Source organism: Kribbella jiaozuonensis (assembly GCF_005233875.1).
Taxonomy (GTDB): domain Bacteria; phylum Actinomycetota; class Actinomycetes; order Propionibacteriales; family Kribbellaceae; genus Kribbella; species Kribbella jiaozuonensis.
Genome location: NZ_SZPZ01000007.1, coordinates 460,472 through 485,871, shown reverse-complemented (window position 1 = coordinate 485,871; position 25,400 = coordinate 460,472). Strand labels below are relative to the sequence as shown.

The following is a 25,400-nucleotide window of genomic DNA, read 5'->3' as shown; positions in this document are numbered from 1 at the left end:
CAACTGTGAACTAACGGTGTACGTCGACCTGAACCGCTAGGCGGTCTGCCAGAGACCGAGGACATTGCCTTCGGGGTCCTTGAAGTACGCCGCGTAACCCATGTCGCCGACCGGGAGCTTCTCGCCGACGCGTTCGCCGCCGAGGCTCTCGATCGTCTTCCAGGCGGCGTCGATGTCGGGGACGTCGACGGTCAGGATCGGGCGGGTCAGCTCGCCGGTGCGCTGGTACATGCCGCCGTTGATGAACCCGGGCTCGGCCGGCATCGACTGCTCGTTCACCGGTCCGGTCGACACCATCGTGTAGTTCATCTCGGGCATTTCCATCAGGTTCCACCCGAATGCCTCGCGGTAGAACGCCCGCGCTCGCTCGCCGTCGTCGTACGGCACCTCGAAATGCACGATCCGTCCGGTCATCGCATGCCCTCCCGCCTGAAGTTCCCTTGCTGTCGACGCTAGACCTGCGACGATGGCTGGGTGAAGTACCTGCTGATGATCTGTGGAGACGCCTCCGCGACCGAGTACGCCGACGCCGGGTGTGGCGGTTGGACGGAGGAGATGGAGGCCCGGGGCGTGGTGGCAGGCGGCGCGGGGCTTCGGCCACCGCATGAGGCCACCACGGTGCGGGTGCGTGACGACGAGCTTCTGCTCACCGACGGGCCGTTCGCGGAGACGAAGGAGCAGATCGGCGGTTTCGTGCTGATCGACTGCGCCGACCTGGACGAGGCGATCGAGATCGCGTCCAAACACCCTGCGGCCGGCTACGGCACGATCGAGATCCGCCCGGTGCTGGAGCCGCCGGTGTGACGTTGGAGGACATCTACCGGCAGGAGTGGGGCCAGGTGGTCGCCACTCTGATCCGGGTGACCGGCGACTGGGGGCTGGCGGAGGAGTGCGCCCAGGAAGCGTTCGGCGCGGCGCTGCAGCGGTGGCCGGTCGACGGCGTACCGGACCGGCCCGGTGCCTGGCTGACCACGACCGCGCGCAACCGTGCGATCGACTGGATGCGCCGTGAGTCAGTGGGTGCCGCCAAGCTGCGCGAGGTCGCGGCCATCGCGTACGACGACGATCCGCCGTACGACGTACCGGACGACCGGCTGCGGCTGATGTTCACCTGCTGCCACCCCGCACTGGCTATGGAGGCGCGGGTCGCGTTGACGCTGCGCACACTGGCCGGTCTGAGTACTGCGGAGATCGCGCGGGCGTTCCTGGTCCCGGAGACGACCATGTCGAAGCGGCTGACCCGCGCCAAGCAGAAGATCCAGCACGCCGGCATCCCGTACCGCGTCCCGCCGGCGCATCTGCTCCCGCAGCGGACACCAGCCGTACTCGCGGTCCTGTATCTGCTCTTCAACGAGGGGTACTCCGATGTCGTCCGAACCAATCTGAGCGGTGAAGCGATCAGACTGGCCAGACTGCTCGTCCAGCTGATGCCATCGGAGCCCGAGGCTGCAGGACTCCTCGCTCTGATGCTGCTGCATGACGCGCGACGAGACACGCGGCTTGCTGAGGACGGCGCGCTCATCACCCTCGATGACCAGGACCGCACCCGCTGGGACCACAGCCAGATCAAGGAGGGCGTCGACCTGCTGGACTCCGCACTCGACCGTGGAGCTCCAGGCCCGTACCAGGTCCAGGCCGCCATCGCCGCCTGCCACGCGACTGCCCACACCGCAGCCGACACAGACTGGCCCCAGATCGCCGCCCTGTACGCCCAGCTCCCACAGACTCCGGTCGTCACCCTCAACCGCGCAGTAGCCATCGGCATGGCAGACGGCCCAGCCGTAGGCCTACGCCTAGTCGAGGAGCTCGCCGAAGGCCCGCTGGCCGGCTACCACCTCCTCCCAGCCACCCGCGCCGACTTCCTCCGCCGCCTGGAACGCTGGCCGGAGGCGAAGACGGCGTACGAAGAGGCCCTCGAACTCGCGACCACGGACGCGGAGCGGCTGTATCTGCAGAAAAGATTGCGAGAAGTGTCTGTGCGGACCTGAGACGTTCGTCGGTGGGGTATGACGGATATCAGAACTGCGGTCGCGGCCGAGCGCACCGAGCTGGCGGAGGTGCTGGCCGGGCTGCCGGAGGACGACTGGGACAGGTCCACGCTGTGCAAGGAGTGGCGGGTGCGCGAGCTGGTTGCCCACATCACCATGCCGTACCGCATCTCGATGCCACGGTTCCTCGCCGGGATGATCCGGGCCGGCGGCAAGTTCGACCGGTACGCCGATCGCCAGGCCCGCGCGGACGCTACTGAACTCTCATCGGCCGAGCTGGTCGAATGCCTGCGCCAGAACGTCAACCACCCGTGGAAGCCACCAGGCGGCGGCTATGTGGGCGCCCTGTCCCACGACGTCATCCACGGCCTCGACGTGACCGTTGCACTAGGCATCGATCGCCAGATCCCCGCCGAGCGACTGCACTACATTCTCGACGACATGAACCCACGCCAGGTCAAGTACTTCGGCGTCGACCTCACCGGCATCCACCTGCAGGCCACCGACCTCGACTGGACCTACGGCACCGGCACGCCGCTCACCGGCGCCGCCCAGGACCTCCTGCTGGTGCTCTGCGGCCGTACCCTCCCACCGAACCACCTGACCGGCTCCGACGCCGCCCGATTCACCGCAGGAGTAACCCGATGATCATCAGCCTCCCGATCGAGGACCGGCCCCGCTCGTACGCCTTCTACCAGGAGGCACTCGGCCTGACACCAGTCGGCGAGCCGGACGAGGACGGCATCCCCGAACCCCTGCAGTTCACATTGGCAGACGGCGTACGGCTGATGCTCATCCCGACCGGTGGCTTCGGCTGGGTCCTCGGCGACCAGCCCGCCGCTCCGCGCGGCCAGAGCGAGTGCATCCTCACTGTCAGCGTCGACACCGAGGAGGCCGTCGACGCACTGGCCGCTCAGGCGGTGAAGGCCGGCGCCACGATGGTCACCGAGGCGGTCCGCCAACCGTGGGCGTACATGGCGACGTTCACCGACCCAGACGGGCATCTCTGGATGGTCGAAGCACACTGGGAGCTGCCGTAGGTCGGACGCGTCTTGCTCGCAGCGCCTGGAGCCGTCGACTGAGCCAGGACCGCCGACCGGACCGCGCCGAACGGACGAGACGATGCTGCTCGGCCTGGCGCAGCAGCTCGTTCTGATGGGCTTCGGCCAGTGCCTTGCCGATGTAGGGATGCATGAGTTCCTCCGTAACTGACTGGAGCGACGACCGCCCCTTCGAATGAGCGTCAGGCAGAGGCACAGCGGTGCGAATCGGCATCCGATGCCTATCTCGGCGGGCGATCCACCTACCTTTCGCAGGGCATCACCCATTCCCGGGCAGGCTGTTTACGGTGGTCTGAACCGGTCCCACACTGGCCTCATGCTCTTGCTCGAGCGCGACAGCGCTCTGGAGGCGTTGTCGCAGTACGCGGCACAGGCCCGGGCCGGTGAGGGACGGGTGGTATTGATCTCGGGCGAGGCCGGCGCCGGGAAGACCGCCTTGCTGGAGCAGCTTCGGGAGAACCTGGACGAGGTCAGCTGGGTCGGCGGGACCTGTGACGGACTGATCACTCCACGGCCGCTCGGCCCGTTGTTCGAGATCGCCGAGCAGTTGGGCGGCGAACTGCTCGAGGCGTGCAACCGGGACGCGGGGCGGGACGAGCTGTTCGCCGTACTGCTGCGTCGTCTGTCCGCTCCGGGTACGCCGGTCGTCGTCGCGATCGAGGATCTGCACTGGGCGGACGAATCCACGCTCGACCTGGTGCGGTTCCTCGGCCGACGCATCCGTACGACGCGATCGTTGCTGCTCGTCACCTTTCGCGACGACGCGATCCGGTCCGACGAGGCGTTGCGTATCGCCCTGGGCGGACTCGCCGCCGAACGCGCGACGCGTCGGGTGACCGTGCCCGCATTGTCGGCGGGAGCGGTCGCGACGCTTGCCGCCGGCTCCGGGCTTGCGGCCGAGGACGTCTACCGGCTGAGCGGCGGGAACGCGTTCTTCGTCCAGGAGATCGTGCAGTCCGCGAGCGAGTTGCCCGCCTCCGCGCGGGACGCCGTACTGGCTCGGGTCGCGCGGCTGAGCGAGTCCGCGCGGGCTGTGCTCGATGTGGTGGCCGTTGCTGGATACCGCGTCGATGTGGGTCTGCTCGAGTCGTTGGACACGCCGGTTCGCGATCTCGATGAGCTCGTCGTCGCCGGTGCGCTGGTCAGCGAATCGCGCTCGCTGCGGTTCCGTCACGAGCTCAACCGGCGGGCCGTCGAGAGCGAGATCCCGGTGTATCGCAAGGCAGCAATCCACGCGCTGCTCCTCGCCGCTTTGGAGCGCGCAGGCGCCGACGAGGCCGTGCTGGCCTCTCACGCAGACGGTGCGGGGGACCGGGACGCCGTACTGCGTTATGCGCCGGCAGCGGGGGAGAGGGCGGCTGAGCTGGGCGCACACCGAGAAGCCGTCGAGCACTTCCGGGCAGCGTTGCGTTTCGCCGACCAGGTCGAGCCGCGAACGGCAGCCGACTTGTACTCCCGCCTGGCGACCGAGGCATCGGTGGTCGAACGCTGGGAGCTCGCACTCGACGCCGGCCAGCGGGCGCTGGAGCTCTGGACCGCGGTCGCCGATCCACCCCGGCAGAGCGATGCGATGCGTGCGCTGTCCGCGACCATGTGGCGCCTGTGCCGGGGACCGGAATCGACGGAGCTCGCTGTCGCGGCTGTAGAAGTTGGTACGACGCCTGAGCGTGCCTACGCACATCTCGCGCAGCTGAAGAGTCACTACGGCGAGATCGAGGAAGCCACGGCATTGCTCCGCCAGGCGGGAGACCTCCCGGACCTCCGCAGCGAAGTCGCGAACACCGCAGCCGTGGTCGCGTGGATGTCCGGCGCGGAGTGGATGCCCTTGATGACCAGCGCACTGCAGATCGCGATCGGGCAGGGAGCACGCGAGCAGACCGCCCGTGCCTACGCAAACCTGTGTACGGCGCTCTGCGACTTCGGCCGCTACGCCGAAGCGGAGTCGTACTACGCGCAGGGAGCCGCCTTCTGCGAGGAGACCGGCATGATCCGGCTCGGGCTCTCGCTGCGCGCAACCTTGGGCGAGATTCTGCTCGGAGTCGGCCGATGGGACGAGGCCGTCGACGTGTGCCGCGAGGTTCTCGCCAGCGGCGCATCGCCGCTCAACCGGCTCTCCGCCGCGATCGTGCTCGGCCGGATCCTGGCCCGACGCGGCGACGGCGACCCGTGGCCGTACCTGGACGAAGCGGTGACCAGCGCCGACGCGACCGGACGCCCGGACCTCATCGGCCTGACCCGCTGCGCGCGGGCCGAGGCGCACTGGCTGGCAGGCAATCCTGACAAGGCGCTGCAGGACATCGCCGTCGGAAGTACCCACATCGACCGCGCACACGGCTGGATCCAGGGCCAGCTCGCGACCTGGCAGGCGCGTCTCGACGTCACCGTCACGCCGACCAGGCTCCCGGAGCCCCACGCATGCTCGATCAGCGGGGACTTCGAAAGAGCCGCCGAACTCTGGGACGGCATCGGCAGCTCGTACGACGCGGCGCTGGCCCTCCTCGATTCCGGCTCAGAGCAAGGGATGCGGGAAGCCCTGAGCCGCTTCGACACCGGCGGGGCGTCCGCCGCCGCGATGCTGACCCGTCGACGGATGCGCCGGCTCGGCCTGCGCGGCATCCCTTCCGGCGCCCATCAGTCCACCCGCTCCGACGCAGCCGGCATGACCCGCCGCGAGCGCGAGGTGATGACGATGGTCGCGGCCGGCCAGTCGAACGCGACCATCTCCGCGCAGCTGGTGATCTCCCCGCGCACCGTCGAGCACCATGTCGCAGCCGTCCTCGCCAAGCTCGGCGTCGGATCGCGAACGCTGGTCGAAGCCGAGGCGCGCCGGCGCGGCCTGCTCGAAAACTAGGTCGCGACCTGCAGAACCTGGGCAGTCACTACCGATCTCTCGACCACAGGCGTCGCCCTACGTTCGTTGCGGAAACGAACCAACGAACGGAAGAGAGCGAATCATGCCGCTGTACATGGACATCCACCACATCACCGACGGTGTCTCGGCCGAGGACGTCGCCAAGGCGCACGCCGCCGATCTGCAGACCGAGGCCGGGTACGAGGTGAGTTACCTGCGGTACTGGGTGAACGAGCCGCACGGCAAGGTGTTCTGCCTGGTCGAGGCGCCGTCGGCCGAGGCGGCGTCGTCGGTGCACCGGGAAGCGCACGGTCTGGTCGCGGACGAGATCTTCCAGGTCCAGGAAGGTGCCTGACGATGACCGGACTTGCTTTCCAGCGAACCGGAACCGGACCGCCGCTGGTGCTGTTGCACGGCATCGGGTCGTCGCGCCGGGTGTGGTCTCCCGTGATCGACGTACTGGCCGAACACCTCGACGTCATCGCCGTCGACCTTCCCGGCTTCGGGGAGTCGCCGCCGCTGGACCCAGGGGTGGAACCGCATCCGGCCGCGATCGCGGATAAGGTCGCCGGCTTTCTCGATGCCCTCGGCATCATTGCGCCGGCCGTCGTCGGGAACTCGCTCGGCGGGTGGGTCGCGCTCGAGTTGGCCGAGGTCCGGCCGACCGCCTCGCTCGTGCTGATCTCCCCGGCCGGCCTGTGGCCGTGGGGTACGCCGACGTACAACCGGCTCAGCCTGCGGGCGACGAGGTGGCTCGCGTACCACTGGGCGGAGCCTGTGTCGCGGCTGGTGAACCACAAGGTCGGCCGTGCGCTCGTGATGCGCCAGGTCATCGGCCGGCCGTTCCGGATGAGTCCTGAGCTGGCCCGGGAGATGGTGTGGGACATGGCGTCCGGTCCCGGATTCGACGCGACACTCGAGGCCAGCCGCAACCGGCACTACCTGGCCCAGCCGGGGCCGGAGGTGCCGATCACGGTTGCCTTCGGCACGCGGGATCTCCTGCTCCGACGTCGCTCACGCCACGTCGAGCAACTCCCGCTCGGCGCTCGGCTCGAGCTGTTGCCCGGTTGCGGCCATGTGCCGATGAGCGACGACCCGAGCGCCGTGGCCAACCTGATCATGGCCACGGCACGCCGGGTCCCGACGGTGGTCTAGAGCAGGCGGAGGTTGGCTGCGCGGGCCGTGGCCTGCACGGTCCCAGTGGGGTGGTGACGGAACAGGCGTCCGCCGTACCTGAACCACTCCACTTGGCCGGCCGAGCCGCGGACGAAGTTGGCGCGGGTGTGGGTCTGCGTACCGTCCGGGTTGAGAGCGAGCACGTAGTCGTTGCGGTAGAAGGCGAGACGCAGCAAGGCCTGCCCACCCGCCCCTGCGACCAATGAGCCGTTGTCAGCGGTCACGTCGAGGGCCAGGTCCTCCGGCTTGCCGTCGAGACCGATCTGCTGTGAGACGTACGTTCCTTCGTACTCCGCAAGCCGGCGCGGCGGCAGCTCACGCGGTACGGCGGGACGGTTGTTCACGCCGGCGAACTCCTGCAGCGCCCAATCGTCCGCGAACAACTCGGCCACCAGCAACGGACCGCTCTCGGAGTTCGTCAGCAGCGTGATGGCGAAGTCCCGCTGCGGTACGAACAGGAAGCCCGAGTGCTGACCGGACCAGTCGCCGCCGTGCTGCACGATCGTCGGACCCTGTGCAGTCGGACGCAGCATCCAGCTGACACCCACACCGTTCAGCTCGACGAACAGCGTGCCGCCCGGACCTGGGTGAGACTGCATCGCCAATCGGCTGCGGTCGCTGAGCAGGTGGGGGAGACCGCGGTGCCCGAGGTGGTACCGCGCGTACCGCAGCTGGTCGCGGGCGCTCGAGATGAGCCCACCGATCGACTGCAGGCTGCGCGGAATCGCATCGAACGCCGGCTCCACCACCGCCTTGCCGTCGACGATGTTGTGCGAGGCGGCGACGCTGAATCCGCCCAGCTCACTCCGGAAGAAGCGGCTGTGGTCGAGACCGAGCGGATCCACCACCAGCTCGCGCGCGGCGATCTCGTACGGCTGGCCGGTCACCACCTCGATGATCCGGCCGGCCACTCCGAGCGAGGCGTTGTTGTACGCGAACACCTTGCCGAGCGGGGTCAGCTGCGGGACCTTCGCCATACCGGCGACGTACTTCGCCAGCGCGTCCTCGCCCTCGCCGAAGTCCTGGAGGTAGTCGCCCTGCCAGCCGGCAGTGTGGTTGAGCAGCTGGCGCACGGTGACCCGCGCGGCAACGGACGGGTCGGCCGTCTGGAAATCGGGCAGGTACGCGCGCACAGGCCGATCGAGACTGACCCGGCCGCGCTCGACGAGCCGCATGATCGCGGTCGCGGTGAACGTCTTGGTGGTCGAGCCGATCCGGAACACGGTGTCGCCGGACACCGGCTCGTTGGTGTCGACGCTGGTGACCCCGAAGCCGCGGACGTACTCGCGACCGCGGTACCAGACGCCGAGACCGGCACCGGGGATCGCGTACTTCGCCATCCCCGCCTCGATCTTGTCGGCCAGCCGCCCGATCGCGACCGGTTCACGAGTGGCGGTGGCTGATGCGGGCAGAGAAGAGAGCGCGGCGACCGGCACGGCGGCAGCGGCGGACTTGAGCACGGTACGACGGGTGAGCGACACAGCACGTTCTCCTTGGGCGACGGGGAAATGCTTCCGTTCACGCTATTATTACCAAACTTGGGACCAATGGAGACCCGTGAGAACCCTGGAGCGACCCTGATGGACGAGTCATCCACTCCGGTGTCGGACCTGCTCCTGCACCCGATCCGCTGGCGGATCGTCCAGCGCGTGCTCGGCCGCGAGCTGACCACGACCGACCTCAAGCGCGACCTCCCCGACGTACCGAGTACGTCGCTGTACCGCCACGTCGCCGTACTGATCGACGCCGGGTTCCTGACCGTGGTCCGCGAGCGGAAGGTCCGCGGTACGACGGAACGCACGCTCAGCCTGGACCAGACCAAGGTCGGCCGGATCGACGAACGCGAGGCGCGCGCGATGACGCCGGAGCAGCACCGCCAGGCGTTCCTGATGATGCTCACCGGCCTGGCCGCGGACTTCGACCGCGCCGTCGAGCGCGGCGACCTGGAGACCCGCCTGCCGCAGCTCGGCTACAGCCAACTCGCTGTGTACGTCGACGCCGCGGACCTGGACGTGATCCGCGAGGGCATCAACGCCGTCCTCGAGCCGCATCTGCAGGAGGCGCCCGGCAAGGATCGGGTTGTGCTGTCGCTGGTCGCGCTGCCCGACGTCTAGGAGCGGCGTCGGAGGCGGGCGTGCTCGATCGCGGGCGGGGTGGCGGCGTAGTTGTCGGCCGGGTCGAGTTCGGTGCCTGGTGCAACGATCTCGTCGATCTGGTCGAGGACGTCGCCGGTCAGCTCGAGCTCGGCGGCCGGGAGCAGGCTGTCGAGATGGTCCTGCGTACGTGGGCCGATCAGGACGGAGGTGACGGCCGGGTGCGCCCGGACGAACGCGATCGCGAGCTGGGGGAGCGTCACCCCGACCTCGGCGGCGAGCGCGGCGAGCTTGGTGACAGCCGCGGTCTTCGCCTGACCGGTCGGCGTACTCGGGTCGTAGCTGGACGGCCGCGTCGTCGCCCGGTGCGACGACGCCTGGTTCGCCCGGCCGGAGAGCCAGCCGCCGTTGAGCGGCCCGAAGGTCAGTACGCCGAGATTGTGCCGCTGAGCCACTGGGAACACCGACGCCTCCGGCCGGCGGGTCAGGATCGAGTACATGGTCTGCTCGGTGACGAACCGGTGGGTGCCGCGACGCTCCGCCGTCCACTGCGCCTCGACGATGGTCTCGGCCGGGAACATCGACGAACCGAAGGCGAGGATCTTCCCCGCCTGGACCAGCTCGGTCAGCGCCGCCAACGTCTCACTCGGATCGGTGTCGTGATCCGGACGGTGCAGTTGGTACAGGTCGAGGTGATCGGTGCGGAGCCGGCGCAGGCTGTTCTCGACCGCTTGCCTGATCCAGCGGCGGGAGGCGCCGCGCTGGTTCGGATCCGCGCCCATCGGCAGGCCGAACTTGCTCGCCAGTACGACGTCGTCGCGCCGGCCGCGGATCGCCGTACCGACGATCTCCTCGGACTCGCCGCCGGAGTAGACGTCGGCGGTGTCGATCAGGTTGATACCGGCGTCGAGGGCGCGGTGGATGATCCGGACCGAGTCCTCGTGGTCGGGGTTGCCCATCGCGCCGAACATCATCGCGCCGAGGGCGAGGTCGCTGACGGAAGTACCGGTGGCGCCGAGGATTCTGCGATTCATGCCTCCATCAGAGCACCGCGCGACGTCCGGGCGTGAGCCTCATCCTGGCGCCGGCTTGCGCGATCCTGCCGAAGTCGCTCCACTGGAGAGGTGGACCTGCTCGACGAACTCCGGACCCTGATCATTCGGCACGCGGTCGGCCAACGTGGGACCAGCGTGCAGCTGATCGACGGGGTGCAGATCAGCCGGCGCGACGAACCGACCGAGCTGACCGCGGGCATCGCACAGCCGTCGGTCGCGATCGTTGCCTCAGGCGTCAAACTGACGCTGCTCAACGGCGTCCCCTACGAGTACGGCGTCGGCCAGTTCCTCGTCACCTCGCTGGATCTACCAGTGGTCGGCCGGGCGTTGAAGGCCAGCGCGGACGAACCGTTCGCCGTGGTCAGCCTGCGACTCGACCCGGTCGAGATCGCGCCGCTGCTGCTCGACGCCCCGGAACGGAAGCCGCAGTACGCCGGTCTAGTGGTGAGCGACGCGACACCTGACTTGCTCGATCCCGTCGTACGGCTGTTGCGGATCGCGGACCGTCCCGACGACGTACGCGTGCTTGCGCCCGGGATCCGGCGGGAGATTCTCTGGCGGCTGCTGACCGGTGAACAGGGCGGACTGGTCCGGCAGATCGGTCTGGCCGACGGCATGCTCGCGCACATCTCGCGAGCGATCAGCTGGATCCGCAATCACCACCACGAGCCACTCCTGGTCGCAGACCTGGCCGACCTGGCCGGCATGAGCGCATCGACCTTCCACCGCCACTTCCTGGCGGCGAGCTCGATGACACCGATCCAGTTCCAGAAACAGATCCGTCTGCAGGAGGCCAGGATCCTGCTTCGCACCCAGTCCCTCACCGCGGCCGAAGTCGGCTTCCGGGTCGGTTACACCAGCGCGGCCCACTTCACGCGGACCTACCAGCAGGCGTTCGGCCGGACTCCGGGCGAGGATCGGACCGCCTGAGCAGCAGCTGGCCGACGTCGAGATAGCCGGACGCGAAGCCGGCTTCGCTGTACGCGAGGTAGAACTCCCAGGTACGCCGGAAGGTCTCGTCGAACCCCTGCGCGCGGACGGCCGGCCAGTTCGCGATGAACTGCCGTCGCCAGCGGCGCAGGGTCTCGGCGTAGTCCGGACCGAAGCGAAGATCGGCCTGCACCGCCAGGGCGGTGTGGTGCGCCAGCGTCTCGTCGATCGCGGTCCGGGACGGGATCAGACCGCCCGGGAAGATGTACTTCTGGATCCAGCTGTACGAGTTCCGGGTCGCGAGCATCCGGTTGTGGTCCATCAGAATCGCCTGCAGTGCAACTGATCCGCCGGGCGCCAGCAGCCGGTCGAGGGTGCCGAAGTACTCGGGCCAGAACTCCTCGCCGACGGCCTCGATCATCTCCACGCTGACGATCGCGTCGTACGAGCCGGTCACCGCGCGGTAGTCCTGCAGCCGCAGGTCGACGCGATCACTCAGCCCGGCGTCGGCGACGCGTTCGCGGGCGAGCGTCAGCTGCTCTCTCGACAACGTGATGCCGGTGACGCGGGCGCCGCGACGTGCGGCGGCGATGGCGAGCGTGCCCCAACCGATACCGATCTCGAGCACGCGACTGCCACGCCGTACCCCGGCCAGGTCGAGGATGTGCTCGATCTTACGGGTCTGTGCGTCCTCCAGTAAGTCATCGGGGCTCTCGAACATGGCCGAGCTGTAGGACATCCCTGGGTCCAGGAAGGCCGCGAACAAGGCGTTGCTGAGGTCGTAGTGCGCACTGATGTTGCTGCGGGCACCGTCTGGGGTGTTGCGCAACCGGTCGGGGACGCGCTGGTCGACCAGAGTTCGGAAGCGGACCAACGGACGGGGGACCAGCTTGGTGAGGCGCTCGGCGAACGGAGTCAGCAGCTCGCCGAGGTCGGTCTCTTCGCCTGGCTCCCAGTCGCCGGCGGTGTAGGCCTCGCCCAGCCCGATCTTGGGGTTCTGCGCGAGCCGTTCGTAGAGCGAGTCCGGCCGGACGATCCGCAGAACGGGCTCTCCCTGACCCCTGACGGTTCCGTCCGGGAAGACCGTGCGTACTGGCACCCGGTTGAGCACTCGGCTGACGATCAACCGCGCGACTCGCCCACGCAGAGTCGGAGACCGCTTGAGGACGGGGAGGCGCCGGGCCCACAGCCACACCCCGTGCATCCGGATCAGCGCCGACACCCGCTGCGGCATCAGTGGCATCCGTACGGCGGCTGCGAGCACCGCTCGGCGGGTAGCCGGTCGCGGTACGCCATCGAAGCTCGCTCCGAACACCCTGTGGTGGCCGCGGGACAGACTGACCTGGACCCGCACCCGGCTGCGATCGAGCTCGAACCGGAGCTGGTAGTCGCCCGACACGTCGTTGAACGGCGAGACGTAGAACTTCTTCGCGGTCTCGGCAGTGCCTTCCGCGTCCGGTGTGAGCAGGTAGGCGTGCCGCTCGCCGTACGTGTTGTGCACCTCGGCGACGACGTACGGGCTGTCGACGCACCAGAACACGGTGATCGGGTCGAAGACATGGCCGAGCACGCGGGCGTTGGCCAGCATCACGATCCGGCCGTCGTACTCGATGCCCTGCTCGGCCAGGTAGCGGCGTACCCCGGCTTTGATCGTCGGACCGTCGCCGCCCAGATGATCGCGTACGTCGAACCCGCCGAGCGGCCGCAGGTACCAGGGCAGTCGCGGCAGATCATCGAGGTCGACGAGCCACTGGTAGACCCGGTGCCGGAACGCGTGCCGGATCGGGATCGACCGCGCGTGCCGGACGAAGCCGGTGACGACCGCCGGGAGGGTGGGGATCTCACCGACGATCGTCACCAGCGCACCCCGAAGGACTCCGCCGCCGCGACCCCGGCGCGACAGCCGTCCTCATGGAAGCCCCAGCCGTGATACGCCCCCGCGAACGCGATCCGGCCGGTGTTCAGCGCCGCCAGCTTGCTCTGCGCGGCCACCGCCTTCGGGGTGTAGATCGGGTGCTCGTACTCCATCCGCGCGATCACCTTCGCCGGATCGACTGCCTCGGCACCGTTCAGCGTGACGAGATAGGTCTCGTCGGTCTCGAGGCCCTGCAGCCGGTTCATCCAGTACGTCGTGAGCGGTGCGTCGCCGCGGACGACGTAGTTCCAGCTGGCACGGGCGTTCTTCGTTGTCGGAAGCAACGACGAGTCGGTGTGCAGGACGGTCTCGTTGCGGCTGTACTCGAACTGCCCGAGCACGGACTTCTCCGCCGGCGTCGCATCCGTGAGCAGGTCGAGCGCTTGGTCCGCATGCGTCGCCAGCACGACCCGGTCGAAGTCCATTGTGTTGCCGTCGGCAACGGTCAAGGCGACGCCGTCGGGATGGCGGTTGACGGTCCGGACCGGGAGAGCCGTCCGTACTGCGTCCAGCCGGGCGGCGAGCGCATCGACGTACTGCCGGGAGCCGCCGGTGACGGTCAGCCATTCCGGCGAGCCGCTGACCGAGAGCATGCCGTGGTGGTCGAGGAAGCGGAACAGGTAGCGCGCCGGGTAGCTCAGCGCCGAGCCACCGCCGCAGGACCAGACGCAGGAGACGACCGGGACGGCGTACAGGCGGATGAAGGCCGGGCTGAAGCGCTCGGCCTCGAGGAACTCGCCGAAGGTCGCGAGGTCGTCGTCGCCGGTCCGCTCGATGTAGGCGGTCGCGCGGCGGTGGAAGCGGCGTACCTCGGTCAGGAGGCGGAGGAAGTGCGGATCCGACAGGCGGCGGCTCTGGGCGAAGACTCCGGTCAGCCCGCGGCCGCCGGCGAACTCCAGGCCGCTGGCCGGATCGCTGATACTCATGCTCATCTCGGTCGGCCGAGTCAGGACACCCAGCTCTGCGAACAGGCGACGCAGCAGCGGATAGGTGCGGGCGTTGTGCACGATGAAGCCGGTGTCGATCGCGAGCGGACGGCCGGCGGGGTCGGTGATGTCGTGGGTGTGGGCGTGGCCGCCCAGCCGCGGCTCGGCCTCGAACAGCGTCACGTCGTACCTGGGGGTCAATAGATATGCGGCGGTCAGCCCGGACACTCCGGCGCCGACCACCGCCACGGTCTCTCGCATCGGTGGTCCCTCACGTTTGTCTAAGGTCTGTCTAGAGATTAGGCAGATTGGCTTGACTTCGTCAAAGGTATGTCTAGAGTTTGTATAGTGTCCCTGTGGAGACTTCGGTGCCGAGCGGTCTACGGATCGGCGCGTTGAGCAAACGCGCCGGTGTCAGTGAGCACGTCCTCCGTGCCTGGGAGACCAGGTACGGGCTGCTGACGCCGACGCGGTCGTCCGGCGGTTACCGGCTGTACTCCGAGAGCGACGTACGCCGTGTGCAACGCATGCGCGCGTTCCTCGCGCAGGGGCTGTCCGCGGCCGAGGCGGCTCGCGCAGTACTCGCAGAACGCTCGACCGTGGCTGCCGACCCGGCCTCCGTACGCAAGGCGGAGGCCGGGGGTGCAGCCGGTCTCAGATCGGCGCTGGACGACCTGGACGAGCGGGCGGCGCACCACGTGCTGGACGAGCTGTTCGGAGCGCTGACCATCGAGGCTGTCATCCGGGACGTGCTGATTCCTTACCTGCACGAGCTGGGTGACCGGTGGGACCGCGGTGAGGTGACTGTCGGACAGGAGCATTTCGCCAGCAACCTCATCCGGTCCCGGCTGGCGGGCCTGGCCCCTGGGTGGGGTGGGGGCCAGGGCCCGCGGGCATTGCTGGCCTGTCCGCCCGGTGAGCTCCACGACATCGCGCTGCTGTCGTTCGGACTGGTACTGCGGCGGTCCGGCTGGCGGGTGATCTACCTGGGCTCCGACTCGCCGATGGTCGATATCGAACACGCCGCGTCGGTGCTGCAGCCGGATGTGGTGATGCTGTCGTCCTCTGATCCCGAGAGGTTCGAGCGAGTGCAGTCCGACCTGACTCGGCTGTCGCGGGCCTGGTCCGTCGCTCTGGCTGGGCCTGGAGCGTCCAGTGAGCTCGCAGGCGCCGTCGGCGCCCAGTACGTCGACTCCGACCCGGTGACCGCCGCCGAGCAGTGGGCAGACCGATGACCCGCGTCCTCGTGACCGGAGCTACTGGCTACATCGGCGGCAGGCTGGTGCCGGAACTGCTTGCGGCCGGGTACGACGTCCGCGTCCTGGCCCGGAACCCGCAGCGGCTCGACACGCGTCCGTGGCGGTCCCGGATCGACGTGGTCGAGGGTGACGCGTCCGACCCGATCGTGCTGACCAGGGCGCTGGACTGCGTCGACGTCGCGTACTACCTGATCCACTCGATGGGGGCCGGTCGACGGTTCGAGGAGCGTGACCGGCGTACTGCGTTGGCGTTCGGTGCGGCCTGCCGCGAGTCCGGCGTCGGGAGGATCGTCTACCTGGGCGGTCTGCACCCGGACAACGAGGAGCTGTCGCCGCATCTCGGCTCTCGTCGTGAGGTGGGGGAGATCCTGCTCGCGAGCGGCGTACCGACGACGGTGCTGCAGGCGGCGGTGATCATCGGCTCCGGGTCTGCGTCGTTCGAGATGCTGCGCTACCTGACGGAGCGGTTGCCGGTGATGATCACGCCGCGCTGGCTGGACACGCGGATCCAGCCGATCGCGGTTCGCGACGTACTGCACTATCTCGTCGGGTCAGCCCGGATGCCGACCGATGTGAACCGCGGCTTCGACATCGGCGGGCCGGATGTGCTGACGTACCGCGCGATGATGCAGCGGTACGCCGCCGTGGCGGGTCTGCGTCCGCGCCGGATCCGGACGGTGCCGCTGTTGACGCCGAGACTGTCCAGCCACTGGGTCGGTCTGGTCACGCCGGTGCCGACCGGCATCGCACGGCCACTGGTCGACAGCCTGGTGCACGAGGTGGTCTGCAAGGACCACGACATCGACAGGTACGTCGGGCCGCGTCGGAGCGGCGGGATCGGGTTCGACCGCGCCGTCTCGCTTGCACTGAAGAAGGTGCAGGACCTCGACGTGAGTACGTCATGGGCCTCTGCCTCCACACCGGGTGCGCCGAGCGATCCGCTGCCGAGCGATCCGGACTGGTCTGGCGGCTCGCTGTACGTCGACGAACGCGACTATGCGGTCGACGCGCCACCGGAGCGGCTGTGGAAGGTCATCGAGGGCATCGGCGGGCGGCGCGGCTGGTACTCGTGGCGCCTCGGCTGGTGGACCCGCGGACTGCTCGACCGGATCGTCGGCGGGCCCGGACTGCGGCGCGGCCGGCTGCATCCGGACACGTTGTCGGTCGGCGATCCGCTCGACTGGTGGCGGGTCGAGACGCTCGAGCGCGGCCGGCTGCTCCGGCTGCGGGCCGAGATGCGCCTGCCGGGTGAGGCCTGGCTCGAGCTGCGCGCGGGGACCGACGAGCACGGGCGCACGCTGTTCCGGCAGCGCGCGCTGTTCCATCCACGGGGTCTGCCGGGGGAACTGTACTGGGCGGCCATCCGGCCGTTCCACGACGTCGTCTTCGGTGGCATGCAACGCAACATCGCGCACGCCGCCGAACGAGCCGAGGAGACCCGATGATCGTCATCGAACGCGAAGTAGCCGTTGCCGCCACCCCGGAACGAGTCTTCGACTACTTGGCCGATTTCACCACCACGGAGGAGTGGGACCCGGGTACGGTCCGGACCGAGTTGATGCAGGGGGACGGCGGCATCGGTACGACGTACCGCAACACCTCACGCTTCTCCGGTCGGGAGACGGAGCTGATCTACGAGGTGGTGGAGTACATCCGGCCGGACCGCATCGTCCTCCGGGGTGAGAACCGTACGGTCGTTGCCCACGACACCATGTCCTTCCGCATCGACTCGCACATCACCCGGGTCATCTATCGCGCGGAGTTCCAGCTCAAAGGCCTGGCCCGCTTGGCCGAACCCTTCTTCCGCAGGCCGTTCGACCGGCTCGGCGAGGAAGCCGAGCAAGGTCTGCGCGACGCACTGGGGAAGTTGGCGGCATGAGCGCGCTGGACACGCTCATGGACCGGACCGTCGTCCCTGGCTACAGCAAACTCGGCTACCTGTTCCGCAGCCGTGGTTGGCCGGACAACGACCCTGCACGGGACGCTCTGCAAGGTAAAACCGTTGTTGTCACCGGTGCGCGCAGCGGGCTGGGCAAAGCGACCGCATCCGGCCTAGCCGGGCTGGGGGCGACCGTCCGGCTGGTGGTGCGTGACGCGGGCAAGGCGGCGGGCGCGGTGGCGGACCTGCGTGGTGAGGTCCCCGGCGCCACGTTCGTCGTCGACGAGTGCGACATCTCCGACCTGGACGCCGTACGCCGCTACGCCGGCCGACTGACCGACCCGATCCACGCCCTGATCCACAACGCCGGCGTCATGCCACCCGAGCGCACCGAGTCACCCCAGGGCCACGAACTCACGCTGGCCACCCACGTCCTGGGCCCGCTACTCCTGACAGAGCTCCTGAAACCCCTGCTGCTGAACGGCCGCGTGATCCTCGTCGCGTCCGGAGGCATGTACACGCAGCAGCTGCCGACCGACGACCCGGAGTACCAGCGCGGCACCTACCGAGGTGCGACCGCCTATGCGCGTTCCAAACGCATCCAGGTAGCCCTGACCCCACTCCTGGCCACCCACCTGGCCCCCACCTTCGTAGCCACCATGCACCCCGGCTGGTCCACCACACCGGGCCTCACCAGCTCACTCCCACTCTTCACCAAACTCACCAGCCCCCTCCTCCGCACCCCCGCCGAAGGAGCCGACACCACCATCTGGCTAACAGCAACAACCCACCCCCTACCCACCGGCCACTTCTGGCACGACCGAGACATCCGCCCGACCCACTACCTCAACCGCACCCAGGACACCGAAGCAGACCGCCTCAAGATGTGGTCCTACTGCCGAACAGCAGCCGGGCTCAGCGGCTGACGAAGGCGACCACCGAGGGGGTCCGGGGGGCGAAGCCCCGCCGGGCGGGGACCGGGGGTTGCACCCCCGGAAAACACGGCGGCCGATCCCACGTGCGCGCTTTCTGCGCACAAGGATCGGCCAGATCGGTCGCGCCCCCGGCAGGATTCGAACCTGCGCACCCGCCTCCGGAGGGCGGTGCTCTATCCCCTGAGCTACGGGGGCTCAGGAACGTGCAGAACAGTAGCAGGAAGTTCACCCGTTTCCCGAATTGGGGACCGTGTCGATCGTCGTACGGGGGACCCCTGAGTGGACCCTGGAACCCCGGTGCGGCGGGATCGGATCGGGTACCGGCACCGTCATAGTGGGTGTAAAGGCTCAACGGTGGAAAGGAAAACGGTACTCATGGCAAGCTCTCTGGTCCGCCCGTCAAATGATCGCTGGATCGGCGGTGTCTGTTCCGGACTCGCTCGCCGGTTCGGTATCTCGTCCAACACGATGCGCCTGATCTTCGTGGTCAGCTGCCTCCTGCCCGGCCCGCAGTTCCTGATCTACATCGTGCTGTGGGTGCTGATGCCGCCGGAGCGCTGACCCTCCGACGGCGTACGCCGCGCCGCATGGCAACCTGCTCTGCATGAGAGCAGGCAGCTGGCGAACGGCCGTAACGGCGGCCGCCCTGCTGCTCACGAGCAGCGTGGTGGGCGGCTGCCAGGTCGGCCCCGCGCAACCGGCGCCCGCCGTACTGCGGACCAGCGCGCCGCCCTGGGACGCCCCGCGGGACGCGGTCTCCTACATCGACAAGGCAGGCTTCGAACGCCTCCCGCTCGACTTCTCCGGCCCCTCGCCGTACACCGTGACCATTGCAGTCACCGTCGACGGCAAACCGGTCCAGGTCCCGGCCGGCATCGGCATCGACAAACTCCGCGCCGAACAGGCCGCCGTCCACACCCACACCACCGACGGCCTCGTCTGGGTCGAATCCAAAACCACCTCCGACCACCCCACCCTCGCCCAGTTCTTCACCCTCTGGGGCCTCAAGTACACCGCCACCTGCCTCGCCAACGCCTGCAAGAACCTGAAGATCACCGTCAACGGCCAACCCGCTGCCTGGGACACCCCGCTGACTCCGAAAGCGAAGATCGCCATCACAGTGCGTCACTGAAGTGCAATCATTTCCGGCATCTCCTGCTAGCATCGGATGCAGAGGAGGTGGTCGATGATGGCAGCGATCACGGTGCGAAATCTGGATGATCACGTCAAGCAGCGGCTGCGGGTCCGAGCCGCACGGCACGGCCGGTCGATGGAGGCCGAGGTGCGAGCCATCCTCATCGATGCTGTCGGCGAAGATGAGCCCAAGAACCTTCTGATGGCACTGCACGAGCGGTTCGCCGAGCTCGGCGGCGTCGACCTCGACATTCCGCCGCGGAACAGCGCCCCGAGGATCGTGGAATTCGACTGATGATCGTGTTCGACACCAACGTCGTTTCAGAGCTGATGAAGGCGACGCCGGATGAAACGGTTCTGAGCTGGGCCTTGGCGCACAAGGAATACGGCATGTACACGACCGCAATCACTGTGGCCGAGATCCGGCTGGGGATCGAGCAGATGCCGGACGGCCGACGCAAAACGCGGATGGCGGAGGCCGCGGGCGAGGCCTTCACCGCGTTCTCCGCCACCGTCCTGCCGTTCGACGTGGTGGCAGCTGTGCTTTATCCGCAGGTGGTCGTCGGCCGGTTCAAAGCCGGGTTGCCGATCGACGACGCCGACGCGAAGATCGCGGCGATCTGCCGGATTGTGGATGCGACCTTGGCGACGCGGAACACCAAGGACTTCGCCGGGACGGGGATCCGGCTTGTCAACCCCTGGGAGTGACCCCGCGTACCGGGCTGTGGATAGCGAGTCAAGGGTTTGGGGGGTGGGCCATTAGGCTGAGGCGGTGACTCCGGAACAGCTCGCTGAGAAGATCCTGCAGGCCCTGGCCGCGCTCGCCGACGACGGTGCCATCACCGTCGAGGGTGGGCTGCCGCGCGAGCTGAAGGTCGAGCGGCCCAAGAACCCCGAGCACGGGGACTACGCCACCAACGTCGCGATGCAGCTCGGCAAGCGGGCCGGGATGAATCCGCGGCAGTTCGCCGAGCTGCTCGCCGCCCGGCTCCGGGACGACGACGCGATCACCGCGGTGGAGATCGCCGGGCCGGGGTTCATCAACCTCCGGGTCGCCGCCGATGCCCAGGGCAAGATCGCGCAGTCGATCCTCGACGCGGGTCCGCAGTACGGGACGAGCGACAGCCTCCAGGGCCGCACGGTCAACCTCGAGTTCATCTCGGCCAACCCGACCGGCCCGCTGCACCTCGGCCACACCCGCTGGGCCGCCGTCGGCGACGCGCTCGCCCGGGTGTTGTCCGCGGCCGGCGCGAGCGTCACCCGCGAGTTCTACATCAACGACCGCGGCGCCCAGATGGACAAGTTCGGCGCCAGCCTGAAGGCCGCGGCGCACGGCGAGCCGATCCCCGAGGACGGGTACCACGGGGAGTACATCCTCGACCTGGCCAAGCAGATCGTCGCCGAGGTGCCGGGGATCACCGAGCTGCCGGACGACGAGCAGCAGATCGCGTTCCGCGAGGCGGGGTACGAGCGCCAGCTCAAGGAGCAGCAGTCCCAGCTCGAGCACTTCCGGACCAAGTTCGACGTCTGGTTCTCCGAGCGCAGCCTGCACGAGCAGGACGGTGTCGGCCACGCGATCCAGAAGCTCCGCGAGCAGGGCCATCTGTACGACGCGGACGACGCGTTGTGGATGCGGACCACCGACTTCAGCGACGACAAGGACCGCGTGCTGATCCGCTCGAACGGCGAGCCGACGTACTTCGCCTCCGACGCGGCGTACTACGTGAACAAGCGCGAGCGCGGTTTCGAGACCTGTGTGTACATGCTCGGCGCCGACCACCACGGCTACGTGAACCGGCTGAAGGCGATCGCGGCCTGCGCCGGCGACGACCCCGAGCACAACATCGAGATCCTGATCGGCCAGCTGGTGAAGATCCTCAAGGGCGGCGAGGAGATGAAGCTGTCCAAGCGGGCCGGCACGATCGTCACGCTCGCCGAGCTGGTCGAGGAGGGCGGCGTCGACGCCCTGCGTTACACGCTCTGCCGCTACCCGACCGACTCCCCGCTGACCCTGGACATCGAGGAGATGACCCGCCAGGCCAGCGAGAACCCGGTGTACTACGTGCAGTACGCGCATGCCCGGCTGGCCTCGATCCTGCGCAACGCGGACGAGCTCGGCATCAAGCTGGACGAGTTCGACCCGGGCCTGCTCAGCCACGAGCGCGAGGGCGACCTGCTCCGCGCGCTGGCCGAGTTCCCGCGCATCGTCGCCACCGCTGCCGAGCTGCGCGAGCCGCACCGGATCGCGCGGTACCTGGAGGACACGGCGTCGGCGTTCCACAAGTTCTACGACAGCTGCCGCGTCCTGCCGCGCGGCGACGAGGAGGTCGAGCCGGTGCACAAGGCCCGCCTGACCCTGGTCTCCGCGACCCGGACCGTGATCGCCAACGGGCTCGACCTGCTCGGCGTCTCCGCACCGGAGCGGATGTGAGGGCGCACGAGGCGGGCGCGCTGCACGCCGACATCGGCCACAAGGCTCCGCCGTGGCTGCGCGCGCCGCGGGACCCCAACGACCTGGTCACTTCGCTGTGGTCGAACACCGCGAAGAAGAACGGTGAAGGCGCGCTCGAGGTCGGCGGTGTCGACCTGCGCGACCTGGTCGCCGAACACGGCAGCCCGGCGTACGTGCTGGACGAGGACGACTTCCGGGCCCGGGCGCGCGCGTTCAAGCACGCCTTCAAGGACTTCGACGTCTACTACGCCGGCAAGGCCTTCCTGAGTACGACGATTGTCCGCTGGGTGATGGAAGAGGGCCTGAACCTCGACATCTGCAGCGGGGGAGAGCTCGCGGTCGCGCTCCGGGCCGGTGCCGACCCGAAGCGGCTGGGGTTCCACGGCAACAACAAGTCCGAGTCCGAGCTGGCCCGCGCGCTGGACGTCGGCGTCGGGCGGATCATCGTCGACTCGCAGTACGAGATCTCCCGGCTGATCGAGCTGGCGGGGGAGCGCAATGTGGTCGCGCCGGTGATGATCCGGGTGACCGCGGGCGTCGAGGCGCACACCCACGAGTACATCGCGACCGCGCACGAGGACCAGAAGTTCGGCTTCTCGATCACCTCCGGTGCGGCCTTCGAAGCCGTTGCCCGGGTCAACGAAGCGCCGGAGCTCGAGCTGCTCGGGCTGCACTCGCACATCGGTTCGCAGATCTTCGACTCGTCCGGCTTCGAGGTCGCCGCGAAGCGCGTGATCGCCTTGCACGCAAGGGTTTCCGAGGAGCTCGGCGTCGACATGCCGGAGCTCGACCTCGGCGGCGGGTTCGGGATCGCGTACACCACCCAGGACGACCCGTCCGACCCGGCGCAGCTCGCGACCGAGATGGGCAAGATCGTCGAGCACGAGTGCCGCGCGTTCGAGGTCGACGTGCCCAAGGTGTCGATCGAGCCCGGTCGCGCGATCGTCGGCCCGGCGATGTGCACGGTGTACTCGGTCGGCACGGTCAAGGAGGTCGAGCTCGACGCCGGCGCCGCGCGGACGTACGTGTCCGTCGATGGCGGCATGAGCGACAACATCCGCGCCGCGCTGTACGACGCCGACTACTCCTGCACGCTCGCCAATCGGTACTCCGACACCGAGCCGACCCTCGCCCGCGTGGTCGGGAAGCACTGCGAGGCCGGCGACATCGTCGTGAAGGACGAGTTCCTGCCGTCCGACGTGCAGCCCGGCGACCTGATCGCGGTGCCGGGGACGGGCGCGTACTGCCGGTCGATGGCGAGCAACTACAACCACGTGCCGCGGCCACCGGTGATCGCGGTCAAGGACGGTCGAACGCGGGTCGTCGTACGCCGTGAGACCGAAGACGACCTGCTGCGCCTTGATATGGGGGCCGAATGAACGACAACAAACCGCTCAAGGTGGGCCTGCTCGGTTGCGGAGTGGTCGGCACCGAAGTGGTGCGGATCCTGACCGAGCAGGCGGACCATCTCGCGGCCCGTGTCGGCGCCCGCCTGGAGATCGCCGGCATCGCCGTACGTCGTCCCGGCCGCGCGCGTGACATCGCGGTCGACCCCGAACTGATCACCACCGACGCGCAGGCGCTGGTGTCGCGCGGCGACCTGGATCTGGTGATCGAGGTGATCGGCGGTCTCGAGCCCGCCCGCAGCCTGATCCTGACCGCGCTCGAGCACGGCGCCTCGGTCGTCACGGCCAACAAGGCGCTGCTCGCCGAGGACGGCCCGACGCTGTTCGCCGCCGCGGAGAAGTACCAGCGCGACCTGTACTTCGAGGCCGCGGTCGCCGGCGCGATCCCGATCCTGCGGCCACTGCGTGAGTCGCTCGCCGGTGACGACGTGATCCGGGTGATGGGCATCGTCAACGGCACCACGAACTACATCCTCGACAAGATGGACACGACCGGCGCCGGTTTCGACGAGGCGCTCGAGGAGGCCCAGGCACTCGGGTACGCCGAGGCCGACCCGACCGCGGACATCGAGGGATTCGACGCGGCCGCGAAGGCAGCACTCCTTGCCAGCCTGGCGTTCCACACCCGCGTGTCGATCGCCGACGTACACCGCGAGGGCATCACCGAGGTGAGCGCGACCGATATCGCGTCGGCCCGCGAGATGGGCTGCGTGGTGAAGTCGCTGGCGATCTGCGAGCTCGACGAGACGACCGACTCGGTCAGCGCGCGGGTGTATCCGGCGATGATCCCGGTCACCCATCCGTTGGCCAGTGTTCGGGACGCGTACAACGCGGTTTTCGTGGAAAGCAAGGCAGCCGGGCGGCTGATGTTCTATGGTCGTGGTGCCGGCGGCGCCCCGACGGCCAGTGCAGTCCTCGGGGATCTGGTGTCCGCCGCGCGCAACCGGCTCAAGGGCGTGCCGGGTGTCGGCGAGTCGTCGTACACCCAGCGGGCCGTGCGGCCGATGGGCGACGCGATGACCCGCTACCACGTGTCGCTGGACGTGGCCGACAAGGCCGGTGTGCTGGCGGCGGTGGCCCAGGCCTTCGCGGAGCACGACGTGTCGATCCAGACCGTCCGCCAGGAAGGCCGGGGCAGTGACGCGGAGCTGGTGGTGGTCACGCACACCGCGACCGACGCCGCGTTGTCCGCGACCGTGGAGGCCTTGCGCGACATGGACATCGTTCGGGAAGTCAGCAGTGTGATGCGGGTGGAAGGCGAGTAGAACTATGGCTCACCAGTGGCAGGGCGTGATCGAGGAATACCGAGACCGGCTTCCCGTGTCCGCGGACACGCCGGTCGTCACGCTCGGCGAGGGCGGTACGCCGCTGGTGGCCGCGCAGTGGCTGAGCGAGCAGACCGGCTGCGAGGTCTGGCTGAAGGTCGAGGGCAACAATCCGACCGGCTCGTTCAAGGACCGCGGCATGACCGTGGCGATCTCGCTCGCCGCACAGGCCGGCGACAAGGCGGTCGTCTGCGCCTCGACCGGTAACACGTCGGCCTCGGCCGCGGCGTACGCCGTTCGGGCCGGGATGGTCCCGCTGGTGCTGATTCCGGCCGGCCGGATCGCCAAGGGCAAGCTCGCCCAGGCGGTCGTGCACGGCGCCAAGCTCGTGCAGATCGACGGCGGGTTCGACGACTGCCTGCGGATCGTTCGTGAACTGGGCAAGCACTACCCGGTCGCCCTGGTGAACTCGGTCAACCCGGTCCGCCTGGAAGGTCAGAAGACCGCGGCGTTCGAGGTGTGCGACGCGCTCGGCGACGCTCCCGATCTGCACCTGCTTCCGGTCGGCAACGCGGGCAACATCGCGGCCTACTGGAAGGGCTACCAGGAGTACGCGAAGGACAAGCTGGCTTCGAAGACCCCGCAGATGTGGGGTTTCCAGGCCGAGGGCGCTGCGCCGATCGTGCGCGGCGCGATCGTGGAGAAGCCGGAGACCGCGGCCACCGCGATCCGGGTCGGGAACCCGGCGTCCTGGACGCTGGCCGAGGCTGCGCGGGACGAGTCCGGCGGCCGGATCGAGATCGTCACCGACGAGCAGATCCTGAGCGCGCAGCGTGAGCTCGCCGCACGTGAAGGCGTGTTCGTGGAGCCTGCTTCCGCGGCCGGAGTCGCCGGTCTGCTGCACGCGAAGGCCCAGGGCTGGCTGCCGGGCGGCTCGACCGTGGTGATCACGGTGACCGGCCACGGCCTCAAGGACATCGACACGGCGCTCGATCACGCGACCGTCGACGAGTCACCGGTCACCCCGGCCGACACCGACGCCGTCGCCCGCGTCGCCGGACTCGCCTGAGGTCAG

26 protein-coding genes and 1 tRNA gene are annotated in these 25,400 nt (G+C 68.7%); 21 read left to right on the top strand and 6 right to left on the bottom strand.

Annotation, left to right across the window (positions count from 1 at the left end; translation table 11 throughout):
• Positions 1 to 36 precede the first annotated feature (36 nt).
• Positions 37 to 414 (bottom strand): VOC family protein, encoded by a 378-nt coding sequence (locus tag FDA38_RS40830; RefSeq protein WP_137259542.1) that lies wholly within the window; start codon positions 412 to 414, stop codon positions 37 to 39.
• A 60-nt stretch (positions 415 to 474) separates the two neighbouring features.
• On the opposite strand from FDA38_RS40830, the gene FDA38_RS40825 reads away from it, so the two are divergent.
• The 7 genes from FDA38_RS40825 (at position 475) to FDA38_RS40790 (ending at position 7,055) form a co-directional block, all read left to right on the top strand.
• Complete coding sequence (locus FDA38_RS40825) at positions 475 to 804, top strand: YciI family protein (RefSeq protein ID WP_137259541.1); 330 nt, start codon at positions 475 to 477, stop codon at positions 802 to 804.
• On the top strand, positions 801 to 1,988 hold the full coding sequence (locus tag FDA38_RS40820; RefSeq protein ID WP_137259540.1) for an RNA polymerase sigma factor: 1,188 nt from the start codon (positions 801 to 803) through the stop codon (positions 1,986 to 1,988). Before FDA38_RS40825 ends, FDA38_RS40820 begins: the two co-directional genes overlap by 4 nt.
• 18 nt (positions 1,989 to 2,006) lie before the next feature.
• Entirely contained in the window at positions 2,007 to 2,636 is a 630-nt protein-coding gene (locus tag FDA38_RS40815) for a maleylpyruvate isomerase family mycothiol-dependent enzyme (RefSeq protein WP_137259539.1), read from the top strand.
• Positions 2,633 to 3,028: a VOC family protein gene (locus FDA38_RS40810; protein ID WP_170990036.1), complete on the top strand. Its 396-nt coding sequence runs from the start codon at positions 2,633 to 2,635 to the stop codon at positions 3,026 to 3,028. The genes FDA38_RS40815 and FDA38_RS40810 overlap by 4 nt, the downstream gene beginning before the upstream one ends.
• Before the next feature lie 337 nt (positions 3,029 to 3,365).
• Complete coding sequence (locus FDA38_RS40800; RefSeq protein WP_170990035.1) at positions 3,366 to 5,900, top strand: ATP-binding protein; 2,535 nt, start codon at positions 3,366 to 3,368, stop codon at positions 5,898 to 5,900.
• A gap of 103 nt (positions 5,901 to 6,003) precedes the next feature.
• Complete coding sequence (locus tag FDA38_RS40795; protein ID WP_137259536.1) at positions 6,004 to 6,255, top strand: DUF4242 domain-containing protein; 252 nt, start codon at positions 6,004 to 6,006, stop codon at positions 6,253 to 6,255.
• Positions 6,256 to 6,257: 2 nt separating this feature from the next.
• Complete coding sequence (locus tag FDA38_RS40790) at positions 6,258 to 7,055, top strand: alpha/beta fold hydrolase (RefSeq protein ID WP_137259535.1); 798 nt, start codon at positions 6,258 to 6,260, stop codon at positions 7,053 to 7,055.
• Here the strand turns inward: FDA38_RS40790 and FDA38_RS40785 are convergent.
• A complete protein-coding gene (locus FDA38_RS40785; protein WP_137259534.1) occupies positions 7,052 to 8,557 on the bottom strand; it encodes a serine hydrolase domain-containing protein in 1,506 nt (501 codons plus the stop codon). The genes FDA38_RS40790 and FDA38_RS40785 overlap by 4 nt on opposite strands.
• 99 nt (positions 8,558 to 8,656) lie before the next feature.
• Between FDA38_RS40785 and FDA38_RS40780 the strand changes: the two genes are divergently transcribed.
• The gene (locus FDA38_RS40780) at positions 8,657 to 9,190 is read left to right on the top strand and encodes a helix-turn-helix domain-containing protein (RefSeq protein ID WP_170990034.1); all 534 of its coding nucleotides are present in this window, start codon (positions 8,657 to 8,659) and stop codon (positions 9,188 to 9,190) included.
• On the opposite strand, the gene FDA38_RS40775 is transcribed toward FDA38_RS40780, so the two are convergent.
• Positions 9,187 to 10,203: an aldo/keto reductase gene (locus FDA38_RS40775; protein ID WP_137259532.1), complete on the bottom strand. Its 1,017-nt coding sequence runs from the start codon at positions 10,201 to 10,203 to the stop codon at positions 9,187 to 9,189. The two genes, FDA38_RS40780 and FDA38_RS40775, sit on opposite strands and share 4 nt — an antisense overlap.
• 90 nt (positions 10,204 to 10,293) lie before the next feature.
• On the opposite strand from FDA38_RS40775, the gene FDA38_RS40770 reads away from it, so the two are divergent.
• Positions 10,294 to 11,154 (top strand): AraC family transcriptional regulator, encoded by an 861-nt coding sequence (locus FDA38_RS40770; RefSeq protein ID WP_137259531.1) that lies wholly within the window; start codon positions 10,294 to 10,296, stop codon positions 11,152 to 11,154.
• On the opposite strand, the gene FDA38_RS40765 is transcribed toward FDA38_RS40770, so the two are convergent.
• Together FDA38_RS40765 and FDA38_RS40760 are read right to left on the bottom strand one after the other, a co-directional pair.
• Positions 11,096 to 13,012, bottom strand: coding sequence for a DUF1365 family protein (locus FDA38_RS40765; protein ID WP_170990033.1), 1,917 nt, complete (start codon positions 13,010 to 13,012; stop codon positions 11,096 to 11,098). The two genes, FDA38_RS40770 and FDA38_RS40765, sit on opposite strands and share 59 nt — an antisense overlap.
• A complete protein-coding gene (locus FDA38_RS40760; RefSeq protein WP_137259529.1) occupies positions 13,009 to 14,256 on the bottom strand; it encodes an NAD(P)/FAD-dependent oxidoreductase in 1,248 nt (415 codons plus the stop codon). Before FDA38_RS40760 ends, FDA38_RS40765 begins: the two co-directional genes overlap by 4 nt.
• A 95-nt stretch (positions 14,257 to 14,351) precedes the next feature.
• Between FDA38_RS40760 and FDA38_RS40755 the strand changes: the two genes are divergently transcribed.
• From FDA38_RS40755 to FDA38_RS40740, 4 genes are read left to right on the top strand one after another with little or no spacing between them, the layout of a single operon-like run.
• Positions 14,352 to 15,230 carry a MerR family transcriptional regulator gene (locus FDA38_RS40755; protein ID WP_170990032.1) on the top strand — a complete coding sequence of 293 codons (879 nt, stop codon included), beginning with the start codon at positions 14,352 to 14,354 and terminating at the stop codon, positions 15,228 to 15,230.
• Positions 15,227 to 16,699, top strand: coding sequence for an SDR family oxidoreductase (locus FDA38_RS40750; protein WP_137259527.1), 1,473 nt, complete (start codon positions 15,227 to 15,229; stop codon positions 16,697 to 16,699). The genes FDA38_RS40755 and FDA38_RS40750 overlap by 4 nt, the downstream gene beginning before the upstream one ends.
• Positions 16,696 to 17,133: an SRPBCC family protein gene (locus tag FDA38_RS40745; RefSeq protein WP_137259526.1), complete on the top strand. Its 438-nt coding sequence runs from the start codon at positions 16,696 to 16,698 to the stop codon at positions 17,131 to 17,133. The genes FDA38_RS40750 and FDA38_RS40745 overlap by 4 nt, the downstream gene beginning before the upstream one ends.
• Positions 17,130 to 18,059, top strand: coding sequence for an SDR family NAD(P)-dependent oxidoreductase (locus FDA38_RS40740; protein ID WP_137259525.1), 930 nt, complete (start codon positions 17,130 to 17,132; stop codon positions 18,057 to 18,059). The genes FDA38_RS40745 and FDA38_RS40740 overlap by 4 nt, the downstream gene beginning before the upstream one ends.
• A gap of 132 nt (positions 18,060 to 18,191) precedes the next feature.
• On the opposite strand, the gene FDA38_RS40735 is transcribed toward FDA38_RS40740, so the two are convergent.
• Positions 18,192 to 18,263: transfer RNA gene (locus FDA38_RS40735), tRNA-Arg, on the bottom strand.
• Positions 18,264 to 18,443: 180 nt separating this feature from the next.
• Between FDA38_RS40735 and FDA38_RS40730 the strand changes: the two genes are divergently transcribed.
• The 8 genes from FDA38_RS40730 to thrC all read left to right on the top strand — a co-directional run bounded on the left by FDA38_RS40730 (position 18,444) and on the right by thrC (position 25,394).
• Complete coding sequence (locus FDA38_RS40730) at positions 18,444 to 18,629, top strand: PspC domain-containing protein (RefSeq protein WP_137259524.1); 186 nt, start codon at positions 18,444 to 18,446, stop codon at positions 18,627 to 18,629.
• Positions 18,630 to 18,672: 43 nt separating this feature from the next.
• Positions 18,673 to 19,200, top strand: coding sequence for a hypothetical protein (locus FDA38_RS40725; RefSeq protein ID WP_137259523.1), 528 nt, complete (start codon positions 18,673 to 18,675; stop codon positions 19,198 to 19,200).
• A 54-nt stretch (positions 19,201 to 19,254) separates the two neighbouring features.
• Positions 19,255 to 19,497, top strand: coding sequence for a FitA-like ribbon-helix-helix domain-containing protein (locus tag FDA38_RS40720; protein ID WP_233715220.1), 243 nt, complete (start codon positions 19,255 to 19,257; stop codon positions 19,495 to 19,497).
• Complete coding sequence (locus FDA38_RS40715; RefSeq protein ID WP_137259522.1) at positions 19,497 to 19,910, top strand: type II toxin-antitoxin system VapC family toxin; 414 nt, start codon at positions 19,497 to 19,499, stop codon at positions 19,908 to 19,910. The genes FDA38_RS40720 and FDA38_RS40715 overlap by 1 nt, the downstream gene beginning before the upstream one ends.
• 64 nt (positions 19,911 to 19,974) lie before the next feature.
• The gene (argS, locus tag FDA38_RS40710) at positions 19,975 to 21,633 is read left to right on the top strand and encodes an arginine--tRNA ligase (RefSeq protein ID WP_137259521.1); all 1,659 of its coding nucleotides are present in this window, start codon (positions 19,975 to 19,977) and stop codon (positions 21,631 to 21,633) included.
• Positions 21,630 to 23,033 (top strand): diaminopimelate decarboxylase, encoded by a 1,404-nt coding sequence (lysA, locus tag FDA38_RS40705; RefSeq protein ID WP_137259520.1) that lies wholly within the window; start codon positions 21,630 to 21,632, stop codon positions 23,031 to 23,033. Before argS ends, lysA begins: the two co-directional genes overlap by 4 nt.
• Positions 23,030 to 24,325: a homoserine dehydrogenase gene (locus FDA38_RS40700; protein ID WP_137259519.1), complete on the top strand. Its 1,296-nt coding sequence runs from the start codon at positions 23,030 to 23,032 to the stop codon at positions 24,323 to 24,325. Before lysA ends, FDA38_RS40700 begins: the two co-directional genes overlap by 4 nt.
• A 4-nt stretch (positions 24,326 to 24,329) precedes the next feature.
• The gene (gene thrC, locus FDA38_RS40695) at positions 24,330 to 25,394 is read left to right on the top strand and encodes a threonine synthase (protein ID WP_137259518.1); all 1,065 of its coding nucleotides are present in this window, start codon (positions 24,330 to 24,332) and stop codon (positions 25,392 to 25,394) included.
• Positions 25,395 to 25,400 lie beyond the last annotated feature (6 nt).

Coding starts and splice junctions, on each gene's coding strand:
- FDA38_RS40830 (WP_137259542.1), bottom strand. CDS start 414: ATGACCGGACGGATCGTGCATTTCGAGGTGCCGTACGACGACGGCGAG.
- FDA38_RS40815 (WP_137259539.1), top strand. CDS start 2,007: ATGACGGATATCAGAACTGCGGTCGCGGCCGAGCGCACCGAGCTGGCG.
- FDA38_RS40810 (WP_170990036.1), top strand. CDS start 2,633: ATGATCATCAGCCTCCCGATCGAGGACCGGCCCCGCTCGTACGCCTTC.
- FDA38_RS40800 (WP_170990035.1), top strand. CDS start 3,366: ATGCTCTTGCTCGAGCGCGACAGCGCTCTGGAGGCGTTGTCGCAGTAC.
- FDA38_RS40795 (WP_137259536.1), top strand. CDS start 6,004: ATGCCGCTGTACATGGACATCCACCACATCACCGACGGTGTCTCGGCC.
- FDA38_RS40790 (WP_137259535.1), top strand. CDS start 6,258: ATGACCGGACTTGCTTTCCAGCGAACCGGAACCGGACCGCCGCTGGTG.
- FDA38_RS40780 (WP_170990034.1), top strand. CDS start 8,657: ATGGACGAGTCATCCACTCCGGTGTCGGACCTGCTCCTGCACCCGATC.
- FDA38_RS40775 (WP_137259532.1), bottom strand. CDS start 10,203: ATGAATCGCAGAATCCTCGGCGCCACCGGTACTTCCGTCAGCGACCTC.
- FDA38_RS40760 (WP_137259529.1), bottom strand. CDS start 14,256: ATGCGAGAGACCGTGGCGGTGGTCGGCGCCGGAGTGTCCGGGCTGACC.
- FDA38_RS40750 (WP_137259527.1), top strand. CDS start 15,227: ATGACCCGCGTCCTCGTGACCGGAGCTACTGGCTACATCGGCGGCAGG.
- FDA38_RS40745 (WP_137259526.1), top strand. CDS start 16,696: ATGATCGTCATCGAACGCGAAGTAGCCGTTGCCGCCACCCCGGAACGA.
- FDA38_RS40740 (WP_137259525.1), top strand. CDS start 17,130: ATGAGCGCGCTGGACACGCTCATGGACCGGACCGTCGTCCCTGGCTAC.
- FDA38_RS40730 (WP_137259524.1), top strand. CDS start 18,444: ATGGCAAGCTCTCTGGTCCGCCCGTCAAATGATCGCTGGATCGGCGGT.
- FDA38_RS40725 (WP_137259523.1), top strand. CDS start 18,673: ATGAGAGCAGGCAGCTGGCGAACGGCCGTAACGGCGGCCGCCCTGCTG.
- FDA38_RS40720 (WP_233715220.1), top strand. CDS start 19,255: ATGATGGCAGCGATCACGGTGCGAAATCTGGATGATCACGTCAAGCAG.
- FDA38_RS40715 (WP_137259522.1), top strand. CDS start 19,497: ATGATCGTGTTCGACACCAACGTCGTTTCAGAGCTGATGAAGGCGACG.
- FDA38_RS40700 (WP_137259519.1), top strand. CDS start 23,030: ATGAACGACAACAAACCGCTCAAGGTGGGCCTGCTCGGTTGCGGAGTG.
- thrC (WP_137259518.1), top strand. CDS start 24,330: ATGGCTCACCAGTGGCAGGGCGTGATCGAGGAATACCGAGACCGGCTT.